14 protein-coding genes and 1 tRNA gene are annotated in these 19,779 nt (G+C 49.4%); all 15 read right to left on the bottom strand.

Annotated features, from left to right (window positions below; translation table 11 throughout):
• Positions 1-8: 8 nt before the first annotated feature.
• The 15 genes from rpoC to ACXAG2_RS12260 all read right to left on the bottom strand — a co-directional run bounded on the left by rpoC (position 9) and on the right by ACXAG2_RS12260 (position 19,774).
• A complete protein-coding gene (gene rpoC, locus ACXAG2_RS12330; protein ID WP_474867391.1) occupies positions 9-4,190 on the bottom strand; it encodes a DNA-directed RNA polymerase subunit beta' in 4,182 nt (1,393 codons plus the stop codon).
• Positions 4,191-4,265: 75 nt separating this feature from the next.
• On the bottom strand, positions 4,266-8,294 hold the full coding sequence (gene rpoB, locus ACXAG2_RS12325; RefSeq protein WP_474867389.1) for a DNA-directed RNA polymerase subunit beta: 4,029 nt from the start codon (positions 8,292-8,294) through the stop codon (positions 4,266-4,268).
• A gap of 281 nt (positions 8,295-8,575) precedes the next feature.
• Positions 8,576-8,950, bottom strand: a complete 375-nt coding sequence (gene rplL, locus ACXAG2_RS12320) for a 50S ribosomal protein L7/L12 (RefSeq protein ID WP_474846213.1) — start codon at positions 8,948-8,950, stop codon at positions 8,576-8,578.
• Between the two features lie 56 nt (positions 8,951-9,006).
• On the bottom strand, positions 9,007-9,525 hold the full coding sequence (gene rplJ, locus ACXAG2_RS12315; RefSeq protein WP_474846215.1) for a 50S ribosomal protein L10: 519 nt from the start codon (positions 9,523-9,525) through the stop codon (positions 9,007-9,009).
• A gap of 315 nt (positions 9,526-9,840) precedes the next feature.
• Positions 9,841-10,536: a 50S ribosomal protein L1 gene (gene rplA / locus ACXAG2_RS12310; protein WP_119502618.1), complete on the bottom strand. Its 696-nt coding sequence runs from the start codon at positions 10,534-10,536 to the stop codon at positions 9,841-9,843.
• A gap of 4 nt (positions 10,537-10,540) precedes the next feature.
• Positions 10,541-10,969, bottom strand: a complete 429-nt coding sequence (gene rplK / locus ACXAG2_RS12305) for a 50S ribosomal protein L11 (RefSeq protein WP_070123202.1) — start codon at positions 10,967-10,969, stop codon at positions 10,541-10,543.
• Positions 10,970-11,173: 204 nt separating this feature from the next.
• On the bottom strand, positions 11,174-11,770 hold the full coding sequence (nusG, locus tag ACXAG2_RS12300) for a transcription termination/antitermination protein NusG (RefSeq protein ID WP_119502619.1): 597 nt from the start codon (positions 11,768-11,770) through the stop codon (positions 11,174-11,176).
• Between the two features lies 1 nt (position 11,771).
• Positions 11,772-12,149, bottom strand: coding sequence for a preprotein translocase subunit SecE (gene secE, locus ACXAG2_RS12295; protein WP_119502620.1), 378 nt, complete (start codon positions 12,147-12,149; stop codon positions 11,772-11,774).
• A 62-nt stretch (positions 12,150-12,211) separates the two neighbouring features.
• Positions 12,212-12,288: transfer RNA gene (locus ACXAG2_RS12290), tRNA-Trp, on the bottom strand.
• 242 nt (positions 12,289-12,530) lie between these two features.
• Positions 12,531-14,372: an ABC transporter ATP-binding protein gene (locus tag ACXAG2_RS12285; protein ID WP_474867386.1), complete on the bottom strand. Its 1,842-nt coding sequence runs from the start codon at positions 14,370-14,372 to the stop codon at positions 12,531-12,533.
• Positions 14,373-14,385: 13 nt separating this feature from the next.
• Entirely contained in the window at positions 14,386-15,000 is a 615-nt protein-coding gene (locus ACXAG2_RS12280) for an RraA family protein (RefSeq protein WP_474867383.1), read from the bottom strand.
• Between the two features lie 122 nt (positions 15,001-15,122).
• Complete coding sequence (gene dbpA, locus ACXAG2_RS12275; protein ID WP_474867380.1) at positions 15,123-16,505, bottom strand: ATP-dependent RNA helicase DbpA; 1,383 nt, start codon at positions 16,503-16,505, stop codon at positions 15,123-15,125.
• On the bottom strand, positions 16,502-18,076 hold the full coding sequence (locus tag ACXAG2_RS12270; RefSeq protein WP_474867377.1) for a substrate-binding periplasmic protein: 1,575 nt from the start codon (positions 18,074-18,076) through the stop codon (positions 16,502-16,504). Before ACXAG2_RS12270 ends, dbpA begins: the two co-directional genes overlap by 4 nt.
• The gene (pyrC, locus tag ACXAG2_RS12265; RefSeq protein ID WP_119502625.1) at positions 18,049-19,092 is read right to left on the bottom strand and encodes a dihydroorotase; all 1,044 of its coding nucleotides are present in this window, start codon (positions 19,090-19,092) and stop codon (positions 18,049-18,051) included. The genes ACXAG2_RS12270 and pyrC overlap by 28 nt, the downstream gene beginning before the upstream one ends.
• Positions 19,093-19,210: 118 nt before the next feature.
• Positions 19,211-19,774 carry a PhnA domain-containing protein gene (locus ACXAG2_RS12260; RefSeq protein ID WP_349591049.1) on the bottom strand — a complete coding sequence of 188 codons (564 nt, stop codon included), beginning with the start codon at positions 19,772-19,774 and terminating at the stop codon, positions 19,211-19,213.
• Between the last annotated feature and the right edge of the window lie 5 nt (positions 19,775-19,779).

The raw sequence follows: 19,779 nt of genomic DNA, 5'->3' as shown, positions 1-19,779 counted from the left end.
GACAAGTCTTACTCGTCTGATGCGTCTCCACCACTCACTTCAGCATTTAATGCTTCAGTCAGTGCCTGTTCTGCTTCAGCAGCAGATACAGACATCTCTTCAATGGCTTCAGCACGTTTCTGCATACGACGCTCGTGGTATGCGAAACCGGTACCGGCAGGGATCAGACGACCAACAATTACGTTTTCTTTCAGACCACGTAAATCGTCTTCTTTGCCCTGTACCGCAGCTTCTGTCAGTACGCGTGTTGTTTCCTGGAACGATGCTGCAGAGATGAATGACTCTGTAGACAGTGACGCCTTAGTAATACCCAGCAACTGTGTTTCATACAGTGCAGGCAGTTTACCGGCTTTTTCCATTTCACGGTTCGCGATCTTAACGTGAGCCACTTCAACCTGTTCGCCTTCCAGGAATTGAGTATCGCCGGCAGCAGTAATAATACACTTACGCAGCATCTGACGGATTACCACCTCGATGTGCTTATCGTTAATTTTTACACCCTGCAGACGGTAAACTTCCTGAACTTCGTTCACGATGTAGTTAGAAACCGCACTGATACCACGCAAACGCAGGATATCGTGTGGAGACTCAGGACCATCGGCCAGAACTTCACCGCGTTCTACAGATTCACCTTCGAACACGTTCAGCTGACGCCACTTAGGAATCATCTCTTCGTAAGCATCGGCACCGTCTTTCGGTGTGATAACCAGACGTTTCTTACCTTTGGTCTCTTTACCGAAACCAATGGTACCGGAGATTTCAGCCAGGATTGCAGGTTCTTTCGGCTTACGCGCTTCAAACAGGTCAGCAACCCGTGGCAGACCACCGGTGATGTCACGTGTCTTCGAGCTTTCCTGCGGGATACGTGCTAACACGTCACCGGCGTGAGCCAGTTTGCCATCCGCCGCTTCGATAGTGGTGAAGCTAGGCAGACGAATTTCCTGCAGACCAGTCTCATCGCTTTCCAGGATCAGCTTAGGCTCTTTAGCGTTAACTTTAGCCAGGTCTTTAACCACAACACGGGTCAGACCGGTCAGCTCATCCTGCTGCATTTCGGTGTTGGAGTCGTCGATATCGGCAAACGAGATCTTAGACGGACGCTCAACCACGATTGGGTGACTATGCGGATCCCAGTTTGCTACCACTTCACCGGCTTTAACTGCTGCACCATCATCTACAGACAGAATTGCACCGTAAGGCACTTTATAGCGCTCTTTCTCACGGCCGAAGCTGTCGATAACTGTCAGTTCGGTAGAACGTGAAACGATAACCACTTTGTCGTCCTGGTTGCGAACGAACTTAGCGTTATGCATCTTCAGGCTACCTTCAGTCTTAACCTGAACGCTGCTTTCTGCTGACGCTCTTGATGCCGCACCACCGATGTGGAACGTACGCATGGTAAGCTGTGTACCTGGCTCACCGATTGACTGAGCAGCGATAACACCAACAGATTCACCTTTCGCCACCATGTGACCACGTGCAAGGTCACGACCGTAACACTTAGCACAAACACCGAAGTCGTTGTCACAAGTGATAACCGAGCGAACCATCATCTGGTCTACAGAGTTCTGCTCCAGCATGTCTACCAGTGCTTCGTCCAGCAGCGTGTTACGCTCAACCAGCACTTCGTCAGTACCCGGCTTGATTACGTCTTCTGCTACCACACGACCCAGTACACGCTCACGCAGCGGCTCTACAACGTCACCACCTTCAATCAGTGGTGTCATCTTCACGCCTTCAAACGTGCCACAGTCGTCATTGGTGATAACCAAATCCTGTGCAACGTCTACCAGGCGACGAGTCAGGTAACCCGAGTTCGCAGTTTTCAGTGCCGTATCGGCAAGACCCTTACGAGCACCGTGAGTTGAGATGAAGTACTGTAATACGTTCAGACCTTCACGGAAGTTAGCCGTGATGGGCGTTTCGATGATTGAACCATCTGGCTTAGCCATCAGACCACGCATACCTGCCAGCTGACGAATCTGTGCGGCACTACCACGAGCACCGGAGTCGGCCATCATGTAAACAGAGTTAAATGACGCCTGCTCTTCTTCTTCACCGTCACGGTTGATTACAGTATCAACCTTCAGGTTATCCATCATCGCACGGGCAACTTTTTCGTTGGCGTTTGACCAGATATCGATAACTTTGTTGTAACGTTCACCAGCAGTAACAAGACCGCTTTGGAACTGTTCCTGAATTTCGATAACTTCAGCTTCTGCAGCTTCGATAATGTCTTTCTTCGCAGCTGGGATAACCATATCGTCGATACCAACAGACGCACCCGCGATCATCGCGTAGTGGAAACCGGTATACATGATTTGGTCAGCGGCAATAACAGTATCTTTCAGACCCAGCGTACGGTAACACTCGTTAAGCAGTTTAGAGATCTGCTTTTTACCCATCGCCTGGTTGATAATTTCAAACGGCAGACCCTTAGGCAGGATCAGAGAGAAAATCGCACGACCAACAGTAGTGTCAGTTAATGTTACTTTCTCAGTTTTGGTGCCGTCTTCAGCAATGTCATATTCAGTAATACGTACTTTTACGCGTGCGTGCAGTTCTGCCGCATCGGTACGGTACGCTTTTTCAGCTTCGTGCGGGCTGGTAAATACCATGCCTTCGCCGCGGCCGTTTACTTTGTCACGGGTCAGGTAGTACAGACCCAATACAACGTCCTGTGAAGGTACGATGATTGGCTCACCGTTCGCAGGAGACAGGATGTTGTTGGTAGACATCATCAGCGCGCGTGCTTCTAACTGTGCTTCGATAGTCAGAGGTACGTGAACCGCCATTTGGTCACCGTCGAAGTCAGCGTTGTATGCCGCACACACCAGTGGGTGCAGTTGAATCGCTTTACCTTCGATCAGGGTAGGTTCGAATGCCTGGATACCCAGTCTGTGCAGTGTTGGTGCACGGTTAAGTAATACCGGGTGTTCGCGGATTACTTCATCCAGAACGTCCCATACTTCCGGCGCTTCGCGCTCTACCAGCTTTTTAGCAGCTTTGATGGTAGTCGCCAGACCACGACCTTCCAGTTTGCCGTAGATGAATGGCTTGAACAGCTCAAGTGCCATCTTCTTAGGCAGACCACACTGGTGCAGACGCAGCGTAGGACCAACGGTGATTACAGAACGGCCAGAGTAGTCAACACGCTTACCGAGCAGGTTCTGACGGAAACGACCTTGCTTACCTTTAATCATATCGGCAAGTGATTTCAGAGGACGTTTGTTAGAACCGGTAATTGCACGACCGCGACGACCGTTATCAAGCAGCGCATCTACCGCTTCCTGAAGCATACGCTTTTCGTTACGTACGATGATATCTGGTGCTGCCAGATCCAACAGACGCTTCAGACGGTTGTTACGGTTGATAACACGACGATACAGATCGTTCAGGTCAGAAGTCGCAAAACGACCACCGTCCAGTGGTACCAGAGGACGCAGGTCTGGTGGCAGGACTGGCAGTACAGTCATGATCATCCACTCTGGCTTGTTGCCAGACTGTTGGAATGATTCAAGCAGCTTCAAACGCTTGGTGATTTTCTTACGCTTGGTTTCCGAGTTGATTGAAGGCAGCTCTTCACGCATTGCTGCAACATCAGCATCAACGTCGAGAACTTTCAACAGATCGAAAACGGCTTCAGCACCCATTTTCGCATCGAACTCGTCACCGTGCTCTTCCAGCGCATCCAGGTATTCTTCTTCGTTCAGAAGCTGGCTACGCTCTAACGTTGTCATACCAGGTTCGGTAACAACATAAGATTCGAAATACAGTACGCGCTCAATATCACGCAGAGTCATGTCCAGCATCAAACCGATACGTGACGGCAGTGATTTCAGGAACCAGATGTGGGCAACCGGGCTAGCCAGTTCGATGTGACCCATACGCTCACGACGTACTTTAGTCAGCGTTACTTCAACGCCACACTTCTCACAGATAACACCACGGTGCTTAAGACGCTTATACTTACCGCAAAGACATTCGTAATCTTTTACAGGTCCGAAAATACGCGCGCAGAACAGACCGTCACGCTCTGGTTTGAACGTACGGTAGTTGATGGTTTCAGGCTTCTTAACTTCACCAAATGACCATGAACGAATCATGTCAGGTGATGACAGACCAATTCGAATATTATCGAATTCTTCTGTCTTGTTTTGTTGCTTTAGAAACTTTAATAAGTCTTTCACATTACTCTCCCGGCGGAGTCAGTCTCTATAGCCCGGCGAACCGGGCCATCAAATCATACAATGGCGTTAGCCGTATTACTTTTCTTCCAGCTCGATGTTGATACCGAGTGAACGAATTTCTTTAAGCAATACGTTGAAGGATTCTGGCATGCCAGGCTCCATTCTGTGATCGCCATCAACAATGTTCTTGTACATTTTGGTACGGCCGTTAACGTCATCCGACTTAACAGTCAGCATTTCCTGCAGGGTATAGGCAGCACCGTATGCTTCCAGTGCCCACACTTCCATCTCACCGAAGCGCTGACCACCAAACTGTGCTTTACCACCCAGAGGCTGCTGTGTAACCAGGCTGTAAGAACCGGTAGAACGGGCGTGCATCTTGTCGTCTACTAAGTGGTTCAGTTTCAGCATGTACATGTAACCTACCGTTACCGGACGTTCGAATTCGCGACCGGTACGGCCGTCGAACAATTGAATCTGTCCGCTTTCTGGCAGGTCAGCCAGTTTCAACATTGCTTTAATTTCTGCTTCTTTCGCACCAGAGAATACTGGTGTCGCAACAGGAACACCTTTACGCAGGTTTTCTGCCAGGCGACGTACTTCGTCATCGGTGAAGCTGTCGATGTCTACTTCCTGGTGATTCTCACCTAAGGTGTAAACTTCTTTTAGGAATTCACGCAGCTTAGCCAGTTCTTCCTGTTCTTTGATCATGCGATCAATCTTCACACCCAGACCGTGAGCCGCCATACCTAAGTGGGTCTCAAGGATCTGACCGATGTTCATACGCGATGGTACACCCAGCGGGTTAAGTACGATGTCTACCGGTGTACCGTTAACATCGTAAGGCATATCTTCTACAGGGATTACTGTTGAGATAACACCTTTGTTACCGTGACGACCAGCCATCTTGTCACCAGGCTGGATGTGACGTTTAACCGCGAGGTAAACCTTAACAATCTTCAGCACGCCCGGCGCAAGGTCGTCACCCTGGGTGATCTTGCGACGCTTGTTCTCGAATTTCTTATCGAAATCAGATTTGATTTCGATGTGCTGTTCAGCGATTTGATCCAGCTCGTTCTGTGCATCTTCGTTAGTCAGAGGGATCTCTAACCATTTTTCACGAGGCATGCTGTCTAACTTCGCTTCATCAACGCCAGCGTTGATCAGCAAGTTACGTGCACGGGCAAAGATACCGTCAGCCAGGATATTGAATTCGTCAGACAGGTCTTTCTTAACCTGACGCAACTGCATGTCTTCAATTTCCAGTGCACGCTTATCTTTTTCAACACCGTCACGGGTAAAGACTTGTACGTCGATAACTGTACCGTGAACAGAGTTAGGTACACGCAGAGACGTGTCTTTAACGTCAGATGCTTTTTCACCGAAGATAGCACGTAGCAGTTTCTCTTCTGGCGTCAGTTGGGTTTCGCCTTTAGGCGTTACTTTACCAACCAGAATATCGCCGCCTTTCACTTCCGCACCGATATAAACAACGCCGGATTCATCCAGTTTGCCCAATGCAGCTTCACCCACGTTAGGAATATCAGAAGAAATTTCTTCTGGCCCAAGTTTGGTATCACGGGCGATACAGCTCAGCTCCTGAATGTGGATAGTGGTGAAACGGTCTTCCTGAGCAACACGCTCTGAAATCAGAATCGAGTCTTCAAAGTTGTAACCATTCCAAGGCATGAATGCGATACGCATGTTCTGACCAAGCGCCAGTTCACCCAGGTCTGTAGACGGACCGTCAGCCAGTACGTCACCGGCAACAATCGGGTCACCAACGTTACAGGTAGGTCTCTGGTTAATACAGGTGTTCTGGTTAGAACGGGTGTATTTCGTCAGGTTGTAGATATCAATACCCGCTTCACCCGGAAGCATCTCGTCTTCATCCACTTTGATTACGATGCGACTTGCATCCACGTAATCAACCATACCACCACGTTTAGCAACAACGGTTACACCAGAGTCAACCGCAACGGTTTTCTCCATACCAGTACCAACCAGCGGCTTATCAGCACGCAGTGTAGGTACTGCCTGACGTTGCATGTTCGCACCCATCAATGCACGGTTAGCGTCATCGTGTTCCAGGAACGGGATAATGCTGGCAGCAACAGAAACGATCTGTTGAGGCGAAACGTCCATGTACTTGATTTCTTCTTTTGGCATCAGCGTGGTTTCACCACGGTGACGTGAAGGGATCAGGTCATCAACCAGTGCGCCGTTTTCATCAACTGCAACGTTTGCCTGTGCGATCTTGAACTGACCTTCTTCGATGGCCGACAAATAGTCGATTTCGTCACTGATAACACCATCAATAATACGACGGAACGGTGTTTCCAGGAAACCAAAGTCATTGGTACGAGAAAAGCTCGCCAATGAGTTGATCAGACCGATGTTGGGACCTTCAGGGGTTTCGATTGGACACAGGCGACCGTAGTGTGTCGGGTGAACGTCACGAACCTCAAAGCCTGCACGTTCACGAGTCAGACCACCCGGACCTAATGCAGAAATACGACGCTTGTGCGTTACTTCTGACAGCGGGTTGTTCTGGTCCATGAACTGAGACAGCTGAGAAGAACCGAAGAACTCTTTAACTGCTGCAGAGATAGGCTTCGCGTTGATCAGATCCTGTGGCATTACGTTGTCGAGGTCGCCCAGAGACAGACGCTCTTTAACCGCACGCTCAACACGTACCAGACCTACACGGAACTGGTTCTCGGCCATTTCGCCAACAGAACGGATACGACGGTTACCCAGGTGGTCGATATCATCCACTTCGTCCTTACCGTCACGGATAAGGATAAGTTGCTTCATTACAGAAACGATATCGTCTTTGTCCAGCGTACCGGAACCAACCAGTTCTTCACGACCTAAACGACGGTTGAACTTCATACGGCCAACAGATGACAAGTCATAGCGATCTTCAGAGAAGAACAGATTGTCAAACAGCGTTTCAGCAGCATCTTTAGTTGGTGGTTCACCAGGACGCATCATCCGGTAGATCTCTACCAGTGCTTCGAGGCGATTTGTTGAGCTGTCGATACGCAGTGTATCTGAGATGTATGAACCGTGATCCAGTTCGTTGATGTAAAGAGTTTCAAACTCTTTAACACCGGCCTGGCTTAACTCAGCCATCAATTCCAGTGTTACTTCATCGTTTGCATTAACCAGTACTTCGCCAGTTTCTTCGTTCACGTAAGTACGCGCGAATACACGACCGATGAGGTATTCTGCAGGTACTTCTAACTCAGTGATACCCGCTTTTTCAAGCGCACGGGTGTGACGTGCAGATACACGACGACCTGTTTCAACGATGACTTCGCCTTCGTTGTCTTTGATATCAAACTGTGCAGTTTCACCACGCAGACGATCAGGCACAACTTCCATCAGAAGCTTATTGTCCTGAATGCGAATTTGTACTTTATCGAAGAACAGATCCAGAATTTCTTCTGTCGTCATTTCCAGCGCACGTAAGATAATCGTTGCAGGCAACTTACGGCGACGGTCAATACGAACGAACAGGTTATCTTTAGGATCGAATTCAAAGTCTAACCACGAACCACGGTAAGGGATAACACGTGCGTTATACAGTACCTTACCGGAAGAGTGAGTCTTCCCTTTATCGTGATCATAGAACACACCGGGTGAACGGTGTAACTGAGAAACGATTACACGCTCAGTACCGTTGATGACGAACGTACCGTTCTCTGTCATCAATGGAATTTCGCCCATGTACACTTCTTGCTCTTTGATGTCTTTAACCGTACCCGGCGCAGCATCTTTATCGAACAACACTAAACGAAGTTTTACTCTTAATGGGGCTGAATACGTGACGCCTCGAATTTGACATTCTTTAACATCGAAAACCGGTTCGCCCAGACGATAGCTCACATACTGCAGCTCTGAACTGCCAGAGTAGCTCTTAATTGGGAAGACAGAACGGAAAGCAGCTTCCAGTCCGTACTGACCATCTGCATCGATTTCAATAAATTTTTTGAATGAATCTAGCTGAATTGAAAGGAGGTATGGAATTTCCAATACCTGTGGGTGTTTGCCAAAATCCTTACGGATACGTTTCTTTTCGCTATAAGAGTAAACCATGGGTTCCTCAGCCTGCTGATTTTTGACCCAACCTGCTGTTTGAACTAGTCAAACAACAAACTTCCACGACCCTTTTTCGGGGTAATTAAATAGCATACACCAAAATTTAACCAAATAGTTAGTTAAGACTTTGGTTTTCTGCTCATTTATTTAATTTCCGATGTGCTTTTGGTGGATACAGTAAAGGGTTAAAAACTGTACACCCTACAGCGCAAAAAGGCTGGTGGTCAATATTAACCACCAGCCTTGCCGTTTCAGGCAGGTAATCTAAGCAAATTAGATTACTTGATTTCTACTTCTGCACCAGCTTCTTCAAGCTCTTTCTTCAGTGCTTCAGCTTCATCTTTAGCTACGCCTTCTTTGATAGCTTTAGGAGCTGATTCTACCAGTTCTTTCGCTTCTTTCAGACCTAAGCCAGTCGCGCCGCGAACTGCTTTGATTACTGCAACTTTGTTGCCACCGAATGAAGTCATTACAACGTCAAATTCAGTTTTTTCTTCAACAGCAGCAGCTTCGCCGCCTGCAGCAGGACCAGCAACTGCAACAGCAGCCGCAGATACGTTGAATTTTTCTTCAGCTGCTTCGATCAGTTCAACCAGTTCCATTACTGGCATTTCAGCGATCGCGTTTAAGATATCTTCTTTAGTCAGAGCCATTTCTCTAAACTCCCGGGATTAAATAGTTAAAAAAATCAATATGCCAAAAACGCCAATTACTTGGTGTCTTTGACCGCCGCCAATACACGCACAAATTTGGCAGGAACTTCGTTGATAGTTTGAACGAACTTGCCAACTGGTGCTTTGAAGGTCGCAAGAAGTCTTGCAAGCGCTTCGTCGCGGGTAGGCAGGGCTGCTACTGCATCCAGTTTCTCTGGACCAAGTAAACCACTACCAATTGAAAGTGCAGTAACTTTCAGCTTATCGTTAGTCTTACCGAAGTCTTTGAAAAGACGTGCCGCACCGCCTGGTGCGTCGATAGAGAAACCATAGATAAGCGGGCCAGTTAAGGCGCTTTCTAAGTCTGCAAAATTGCTGTCTGCCAATGCACGCTTAGCCAGAGTATTACGTACAACCTTCAGGTATACGCCTTGCTCACGGGCTTTAACACGCAGGTCAGTCAGTTCTGCAACTTCCATCCCACGGTATTCAGCAACGGCTACGGATAGAGCGCGAGACGCAACTTCAGAAACTTCTGCTACGATCTCTTTTTTTGCTGCTAAACCTAGTGCCACTGAGTTCACCTCATAAAATCTGATGTCCGTTCCGGTTACCCTTCCCGTTCATCAGTGTTCACAGATTGATACATCTACTCAAAGTAGTTGTACCGCTCTACGGTGTTCGTTATCCCAGAGAGTCTGAGTCGAAACCACCGTCTGCGCAGGCTGTTGTATTAAGTTAAGCGTTGGTGCAAAAGTTCTCTTACCTCTTTTGCCGCTTAGCGCCTGCGGTCTTGGACGGGAGCTATCGTTATTCGCTTTTGGCGATGTACAACAGCTCCAACCCATAACCTTTAAGAGACAGACGGGCTATGCCATCTGTAAAAAGTCTTACAGACCTACAGTACCTTTATCAACAGATACGCCAGCGCCCATAGTGGTGCTCAGGCTTACCTTCTTGATGTACAGGCCTTTAGCTGAAGAAGGCTTAGCTTTCTTCAGTGCTTCCAGAAGGGCTTCCAGGTTCTCTTGAATCTGGTTAGCTTCGAAAGCAATTTTGCCGATGCTGGCGTGGATGATACCGTTCTTATCGTTACGGTAGCGAACCTGACCAGCTTTAGCGTTCTTAACTGCAGTTGCAACGTCAGGCGTTACAGTGCCAGTTTTAGGGTTAGGCATCAGGCCACGTGGACCTAAGATTTGACCCAGTTGACCAACAACGCGCATTGCGTCAGGGCTGGCAACTACTACGTCAAAGTCCATCTCACCCGCTTTAACTTTCTCAGCCAGGTCGTCCATACCTACGATGTCCGCACCCGCTTCTTTAGCAGCTTCAGCGTTTGCACCCTGAGTGAATACTGCAACACGAACATCTTTACCAGTACCGTTAGGCAGTACAGTTGCACCACGTACGTTCTGATCAGATTTCTTCGCATCGATACCCAGGTTGATAGCAACGTCTACGCTTTCTGCGAACTTAGCAGTAGCCAGTTCTTTCAGCAGAGCAACAGCTTCGTTGATATCGTAATCTTTAGTCGCGTCTACTTTCTCGCGGATCAGGCGAGCGCGTTTAGTCAGTTTAGCCATTCGATTAACCCTCTACGTTCAGACCCATGGCGCGAGCAGAACCCGCGATAGTGCGTACAGCAGCGTCCAGAGAAGCAGCAGTCAGATCAGGCTCTTTAGTCTTGGCAATTTCTTCCAATTGAGCGCGGGTAACTGTACCAACTTTCTCAGTGTTAGGACGGCCAGAACCACTCTTGATGCCAGCTGCTTTTTTCAGCAGGTAAGACGCAGGAGGAGTTTTGGTTTCGAATGTGAAAGAACGGTCTTCGTATACAGTAATTTCTACTGGTACCGGAGCGCCTTTCTCGAGACTTTCAGTTTTTGCGTTGAAAGCCTTACAGAATTCCATGATGTTCACACCATGCTGACCCAGTGCAGGACCAACTGGTGGAGAAGGGTTAGCAGCACCTGCTGCAACCTGAAGCTTAATTAAGCCAGTTACTTTCTTAGCCATTTTAATGCTCTCGTTAGTGGGTATAACGCCTCGTAAATACTCGAGAATATTTACTCAATCGGCTTCCCGTTCGGTTTCGAAGGGCGCGTAATGTACAACAAATAGTCGACTTATGCAACTTTAAGTTTGAGAAATCCTTAAACAGGGTTCTCATAAAACAGAAAAACCTGCCGGAGCAGGTTTTTTCAAATACGCTTTGTGCGATTAACCTTTTTCTACCTGACCAAATTCCAGGTCGACAGGGGTAGAACGGCCGAAGATCAGAACCGATACTTTTACGCGGCTCTTTTCGTAATCCACTTCTTCGACAACGCCGTTGAAGTCTGCGAAAGGACCATCGGTAACACGAACCACTTCGCCCGGTTCGAACAGTGTTTTTGGTCTTGGCTTGTCTGTATTTTCTTCCAGACGGTTCAGGATCGCATCTGCTTCACGCTTGGTGATAGGCATAGGACGGTCAGAGGTACCACCGATGAAGCCCAGTACACGAGGTACGCTCTTCACTAAGTGCCATGACTGCTCGTTCATTTCCATTTCTACCAGCACGTAACCAGGATAGAACTTACGCTCTGACTTACGTTTCTGACCAGCACGCATTTCAACCACTTCTTCAGTAGGTACCAGTACCTGACCAAAGAACTTTTCCATTTCGTGCATTTTGATGTATTCAAGCAGCGTTTTCTTTACGCGGGATTCGTACTGCGAATAAGCCTGAACAACATACCAGCGCTTTTTATTTTCTGGTGCAGCGCTTTCTGATGCTGCCTGATTTTCTTCTGGTGTTTGATTCTCTTCAGACATCTTACACTCCAATTCCGGTGATGAAGGCAACTAAACGTACGATAATGCCGTCAAGGCCCCACAGCAGCAGTGCCATGATTAACGTCGCAGCCATTACGATTAGTGTTGTCTGGTTAGTTTCCTGACGGGTTGGCCAGATAACTTTACGCACTTCCATGCGGGATTCTTTGGCAAATGTGAGAAACGCACTGCCCTTTTCAGTCGTGGCCGCAATAAAGCCGGCTACAGCAACGACTGCAACGGCGACAAGCGCACGTACCAACACTGAAACCTCACCGAACATGTGGTTTGCAGCAATCAAACCGGCCAGTAATGCAAAGATCACTAACCATTTCATCATGTCCAACGGATTGGACGTACTTTCCGTTTTTTCGCTCATTTCACGATCCTAGCAATACTGCGTCGTCAGTCGCTACAACGTTCGCTATAGCATTTTAATTCTGGCAGGGGTGGAGGGACTCGAACCCCCAACCATCGGTTTTGGAGACCGCTGTTCTACCAATTCGAACTACACCCCTGTTGTCTGTACGGACAAATTTCAGTTGCACTTCCCTTGTGAATTCTGAGGCGTTTCTTTAAGGAAAATCGCGGATTCGCAAGGGAGGGACGCGTATTATACCCATCCTCGCTACAGATACAACACTGGCTGTCATCAAAATCCCTCTGGTGCAGCCAGTTTTGAATCACAAGGCCACTTATCTTCTTTCACCGGGGCGCCTTATTCTGCCTCTCCGGTATGGTTTCAATCCGTCTCTTTACCCTATTCCACACCGATAAAGCCGCCGGTCTGGTGCGCCCAGAGTTTCGCATAAATGCCGTTACGGGCAACAAGCTCACTGTGTGTACCCGACTCCACAATTTCTCCCCGGTCCAGCACCAGCAGCCGGTCCATTTGTGCAATGGTAGACAGCCTGTGGGCAATTGCCAGCACGGTTTTGTTGTCCATCACTGAATTCAGGCAATCCTGTATCGCTGCTTCAACTTCAGAATCCAGCGCCGAAGTCGCTTCATCAAGGATCAGAATGGGCGCATCTTTTAGTAGTACACGGGCAATGGCGATACGCTGTCTTTGACCGCCGGAAAGCTTCACGCCCCGTTCACCCACGTGGGCATCATAGCCGGTACGCCCTTCACTGTCGGACAGTGAAAGAATAAAATCATGGGCTTCAGCTTGCTTCGCCGCTTCTATCATTTCTTCTTCTGTGGCGTCAGTACGCCCGTAGATGATGTTATCCCGCACAGAACGGTGCATCAGAGATGTATCCTGGGTCACCATGCTGATTTTTTCTCTTAACGTCTCCTGTGAAACAGACTTTACCGGTTGTCCGTCAATGCGAATTTCACCACTATTGGTATCGTAAAAACGCATCAGCAGATTAACAAGGGTTGATTTTCCGGCCCCTGAACGCCCTACCAGACCAACCTTTTCACCCGGCTTGATGGCAATATCCAGTTGATTAAACACGTTAATGTCACGGTTATCGCTACCGGTATAGGAGAAGTTCACGTTATCAAAACGGATAGCGCCTCCTTTCACGGCAAGGGCTTCTGCATCGCCGGCATCTTTCACCTCAACGGGCTTCGCCAGCGTATTCATTCCGTCCTGTACCGTACCGAGATTCTCAAACAGCGATGACACTTCCCACATAACCCAGTGAGACATGCCGTTTAAGCGCAGTACCAGACTGATGGCCACAGCGATATCTCCCGGTGACACAATTTCATGCATCCACAGGTACACAGACAGTGCGCCGATAGCAAAGATGAGTATGGCATTAGCCAGTTCCACACAGTTTTCCAGAATGGTGACCAGTCGCATTTGCGGATAAACCGTTTGCAGGAAACCATCCATACTTTCTTTCGCGTAATCCGCTTCTCTGCGGCTGTGAGAGAACAGTTTTACGGTAGTGATGTTGGTATAACTATCGACGATACGCCCGGTCATTACAGCTCTTGCATCTGCCTGAGCTTGCGATACCGCTTTCAGCTTCGGTACCAGGATGCGCAAAATACCAATGTAAACGAAGAACCAGATGATGAGTGGCATGGCCAGACGCCAGTCCGTTGAGAAAACCAGTACCACCATTGATATGAAGTACACACAGATGTACACCATCAGATCCAGCAGTTTCATTACGGTTTCACGGACAGCCAGTGACGTTTGCATCACCTTTGTGGCGACACGGCCGGCAAATTCATTATGAAAGAAACTTAAACTCTGTCCCAGCAGATAACGGTGGGCCTGCCAGCGGATCCGCATGGGATAGTTTCCCATCAGCGATTGCCTGTTGAACAGAGAACGCAACAAAATACAGCCCGGGATTAATACCAGAACCACAAACCCCATTCCCGCCAGGGTCCACATTTCGTCCTGCAGGAATGTGTCACGGTCATGGGCTGAAAACCAGTCTACCAGTTGACCCAGAAAGCCGAACAATGCTACTTCCAGCGCAGCAATAATTGCACTCAATAAGGATACAACAGCAATAATGCGCCACATTCCCCGTGAATAATGACGACAAAAAGCAACGAGCCCCTCTGGTGGTTGGGTCGGGGCTTCGTCAGGGAACGGCCTGGTCAGCCGTTCAAAAAATGAAAACATGTGAGGGTCCGGGTTATTCTTTAAACCCTAGCTTAGTGAGGATGGATTCCACTTTTTCAAGATGATCATCCTGCCATTGTGCTAATGACACTGATGAATCCTTTTCATTTCTCTTTTTAGCGATATCCAGAACACTTGCTGCATCAGCCAGAGGAATAACCGCGATCCCCTCTTTGTCTGCAACAATGATGTCGCCCGGGTTCACAGTAACCCCACCGCATTCAACCGGCTGATTAAGGGGAGATAATACCTTCTTCGCGCCGGGTTTCGGACATACGCCTCTGGCAAAAACAGGAAATTCCATCTCCCGCACTTCCTGCACATCACGGATTACACCGTCGATAATAAATCCGGCAACACCCCGCTGCTGCGCGATGGCACATACGTTCCCGCCAGCCAGCGCGTACATATCATCGGCCTGCGCGACGATGATATCGCCTGGGTTTGCACGGTATATTGCGGCATGAAGCATAAGATGGTCGCCGGGTTCACACTTAACCGTAAAGGCCGGCCCGGCAATACGTGGCGCGGGTTGCCACAGTGAATGGATGTCGTAATGTATGAACTGACTACGCGGCAATGCATCTGCATAATCGCACACAGAAACGGATAAAAACTCATCGTACATGGAGCCTCCTTTTCAGCCTGAGTGGTGAGTTGCGCTCCCCACTATATCAGGCTGAAAAATAACCGCTGCCAAAAGCGGTGAATGTCCGCCATAAGCGAATCATTGTGTAGTTTACCGTCTTCTTAACCCAGTTTGCGGGCACGCACACGCTTGCCTTTAATCTTCCCTTCCCGGAACAGTTTTAATGCACGCTTCGCACTGCGCTCTTTCACCGATACGAAGCTCTGCGAGTTCTGTACCTGAATCTTACCAATATCATCAGCAGCAATATCCGCGTCTTTCACCAGCGAGCCAAGGAAGTCACCGGGACGTAATTTTTCTTTTTTACCTGCATTCACATGCAGACAAACATATACAGGGCTGGTGATACGGTTTGCATGAAAACGGAGGCTCTGTGAGCCTTTAAGAGGAATTTTCATTTCCGCGAAAGCTTCAATCTTTTCGAAATGATCCTTCTCGCGGTCACTGACCAGTGTGACCGCCAGACCTTTCGCTCCGGCCCGGCCGGTTCGCCCTACACGGTGTGTATGGGTATCTGCATCTTCACTGACATCCACGTTAATCACACAGTCGACTTCCTTGATATCCAGACCACGGGCAGCGACGTCCGTTCCCACCAGCACTGACAACGCCTCTGCAGCAAAACGGGCCAGTACGTCGGTACGCTCACGTTGTTCCATTTCCCCCTGCAAACCGGCTACGGAAAATCCGGCAGCGGTCAGTTCATCCACCACTTCGGTCACCCGTTTACGGGTATTGCAGAACAAAATCGCTTTAGTTGGCTGAATGGTAGTCAGCACGGCTTTTAAGGCATTGAGACGGGTATGCTCTTCTACCGAATACGCCTGTTGCTCAATATCCGGATTCGCTACCACATTAGCCTTAGCAGTGAAGGTAAGAGGATCAGCGAGATATTTATTCGCCATCCGTTTGATACCGTCGGTCCAGGTAGCAGAAAAGAGTAATGTCTGTACCTGCTCAGCGGTGTAGGAAAAAATTTCATCTACACCGTCTGCAAAACCCATGTCGAGCATGCGGTCAGCTTCATCCAGCACCCGCGATGTCACGCCGCTCAAATCAATCCGGTTTTTCTGTAAGTGATCAAGGATACGGCCCGGCGTACCCACTATCACATGAGCGCCATGTTTCAGAGACTGAATTTGCGGACCCATGGGCTCACCGCCGCACAATGTAAGCACCTTCAGATTCGACATACACTGCCCCACTGCACGGTATTGCTCAGCCACCTGTGCAGCCAGTTCCCGTGTGGGACACAGCACCACAACCTGAGTAGTAAATTCCGTGACTTCAACCCGGTTAAGTGTTGCCACCGCAAAAGCCACGGTCTTGCCGCTGCCGGTTTGCCCCTGAGCCATGATATCGCGGCCTTCCAGCGCCTGCGGCAGCGTACCGGCCTGAACCGGCGTCATTGACGGGAATCCAAGCCGGCCCAGAGCGTCCTGAAGCGGGGTGGAAATTGCGTGTAATTCTGAAAATTGTGTCATTGTGTCTTATCGATACTATATAAATACATGATGCCATCCCTAACCGAATAGCGGGTATTGCTGCGCTGGTTAATGTCTCTCGCCCAGCGCTCAGCCCACTGCAAATATTTCTCTGATTGTTTTAACCGGCTGGCAGCTTCTGTGAATTTTTCTACCAGCATCGGATCTGTTCCAGATTTCGACAATACCACCCAGGTAGTCACTTCACTGTGACGGGTAGCTAATTGTATGTTCTTACAACCGGCTGCACTTTGCCTGCATCCGTGGTCCATGGCGCCGGGCGATGCAAATGCCAGGTCAATATCTCCCTGATGCAGAGCTTCAACCACTTCTCCCCATGAATCGAACTCCACCACAGGCAGTCCCGCTTTACGGGCTATATCGCTGCGAAAGTCACGTTTGATTGTTCCTGTGACCTTACCTTTCGGAATATCGTCTATATTCTCCCAGGTTTCGTCGTCCAGCCCGAATAGTCCGTAACTATTGCGGGTTACCGGCGTTATCCAGTGGAAGAGCTCTTCACGCTCCGGGGTTCTGGCCACGGTAAATGCGAGCACATTAGGCTTTTGCAGTGATTCCCGCATTAACCGCTGCCAGGGCACTGGCAGCAAGGGGGCATCGACATCAGCTTCAATTAACAGTGCGCGCACTAAATCAGCACTATATCCCACCAGTTCCTGCCGCGAATTTAGTTTCGCGAAATCACCGGAGAGCTCCCCTAACACCCAGATATGCTCTGCTTTGTCGATACTCCGGGAGTCTGACAAATACAACACACCATTATCAGTTCGGGCGATGAGGCCGAAAGCCGTTAATTCATCCTGCACCTCATCGACGAGCTGGCGAAATGCCGGGGTTTGCCTGAACCGTTCTGCCGCCTGCGTGAGGGTCAAAGCCAGCGCTTCACTGCCCTCTGTCTTCGGCAGAACCAGGTAACTGACAGGTGTGCCGGTGGTGTAAGCCGGGATAAGTTCATCGCAATCGATCAGGGCTTGCGCGCACACCAGACGGACGCCGGCTGAAGAAAAAAGCACACCTTCAACCCGGTCTCTCAGCAATGTGCCGATTGCCTGCTCCCAGGAATTCACCGCCAGTACGCCGGACACATTGGCTTGTCTGAGCAACTCATGACGGTAGTCATCGCGCATAACTGCAATGGAAGAAAGCTGGTTCAGCGACGATACCCCTGACCGGGCAAAAACACTTTCTTTTTTAATGTACAGTTGATTGGGCGTTGCCGTTACCGGCGCGATCCAGTGATATTGGGATTCTCTTTGCGGTGTGCGTACCACCGAGGCCCCTAACTGATGCGGATTCTTTTTCAAATCCGCCAGCATGCGGGCAAAAGGTTCCGGTCTGATACTGTCTTCCAGCCCGGCTTCTGACAACACCCCGCGGATAAAATTGACCGTATACCCGCGTAATTCGCCATCCTGCGTTTCCTCAGAAAACACAGGCACAGGACTGACAATAACCGACAATGGCTCAGCGTTAACAGAAACGAGAACGCTGGCCAGAAGACTCAGACCGCCGGTGAGCCATCTTAAGAAAGAGACTGCTCCAGCTTCCATTTAAGTGTCTTCCCTGCATGAAACGGTACCATTTCAGTGCCGTCCGGTAATGTAACCACTTCAGGCACCTGCCACGGAGAATTAACCAGCGTGATGGTGCCTTCATTTAACGGCAAACCATAGAAGTTTGCACCGTGAAGACTGGCAAAGCCTTCAAATTTATCCAGAATATTCAGCTCATCAAATATTTCTGCATAAAGCTCAATAGCACTCCAGGCGCTGTAACAACCGGCACAACCGCAGGCATTTTCTTTACGGTGTCGGGCATGAGGCGCAGAATCTGTGCCCAGGAAAAATTTAGGCGAGCCGGTGGCTACCGCTTCCTGTAACGCCTTCTGGTGAGTATTGCGTTTCAGCACCGGTAAACAATAGTTATGGGGACGTACACCGCCAACCAGTAAATCATTACGGTTCAGCAGAAGGTGTTGGGGCGTAATGGTCGCAGCCACATTATCACTGGCCTGCATCACGAACTCAGCGGCATCGGCCGTGGTGATGTGCTCAAATACAATCTTCAGTTCAGGAAAAGCTGCAACAATAGGACGCAGGTGGGTATCGATAAACACTTTTTCACGGTCGAAAATATCGATGTGATTTTCCGTGACTTCGCCGTGGATCAACAGTAAAAGACCGTGTGCCTGCATGGCTTCGAACACTGGATAAAGTGCTTCAATGGCAGAAACGGCTGCATCAGAGTTAGTCGTTGCACCCGCCGGATATAATTTACAGGCAACCACCCCGGCTGCTTTTGCCGCTGCAATATCTTCAGCAGTCGTCTGATTGGTCAGATAGAGCGTCATCAACGGCTCAAACTGACTACCCGCAGGTCGCGCTGCTTCAATACGCTGCTTATACGCAGTTGCCATTTCAGCATTGGTGACCGGCGGAACCAGATTCGGCATGACAATCGCTCTGGCGAAGCAACGGGCTGTTGCCGGTACGGTCTCGCCCAGCATATCGCCGTCGCGGAAATGTAAGTGCCAGTCATCGGGGGTGCGGATAGTTAACGTCTGCATCGGGTGTATTTTGCCTGTGTTGTCTGTTTCTCTGGCTAATTATGCCTGATAAGACGTCACTGTGCACGAATGTCGCGCACCTTGCTCAGGTAAAATGCGCGACAGTCTGACCCGGGTTTCAGGCTTTCTTTGTATAGGCGGCAATAATGACGATGCGGGTACCGTTTACACGGCCTTCAATGTGAAGCGGGTTATCACTTAAGCCAATATTACGTACAGCCGTTCCCCGCTTTGCAGTGAATGTGGCGCCTTTCACGTTCAGATCTTTGACCAGATGAACGGTGTCACCGGCAGCCAGCGCGGTTCCGTTGCAATCCAGTGTCGGCTCACGGTTCAGATCCACCAGACCGGCCTCGCCCCAGGCACGCACATTGTCTTCAAGATACGCAATGTCCAGCAAATCCTGAGCCCAGGTCTCTGATTTCAGCTTATTCAACATGCGCCACGCCGTCACCTGTACCGGTGCAACAGGCGACCACACGGCTTCGTTCAGGCAGCGCCAGTGGTCTGCATTTAATTCACTTTCGCCATTTAACTGGTCACGGCAAACCTGACACGCAGCGATATGCGTATCCGCTTCACTGTCAGGTGAAAAAGGCACTTCGTACAGTGCAACCAGGTCCTGACTGCCACACAACTCACATGCGCTGCCCGCACGGCTCATTACACGATTTTCCACAATTTACT

This window comes from Alteromonas sp. ABH4_456 (genome assembly GCF_056160645.1).
Note: the sequence above shows the minus strand (reverse complement) of the source record. Positions and strands in the feature narration are given on the sequence as shown.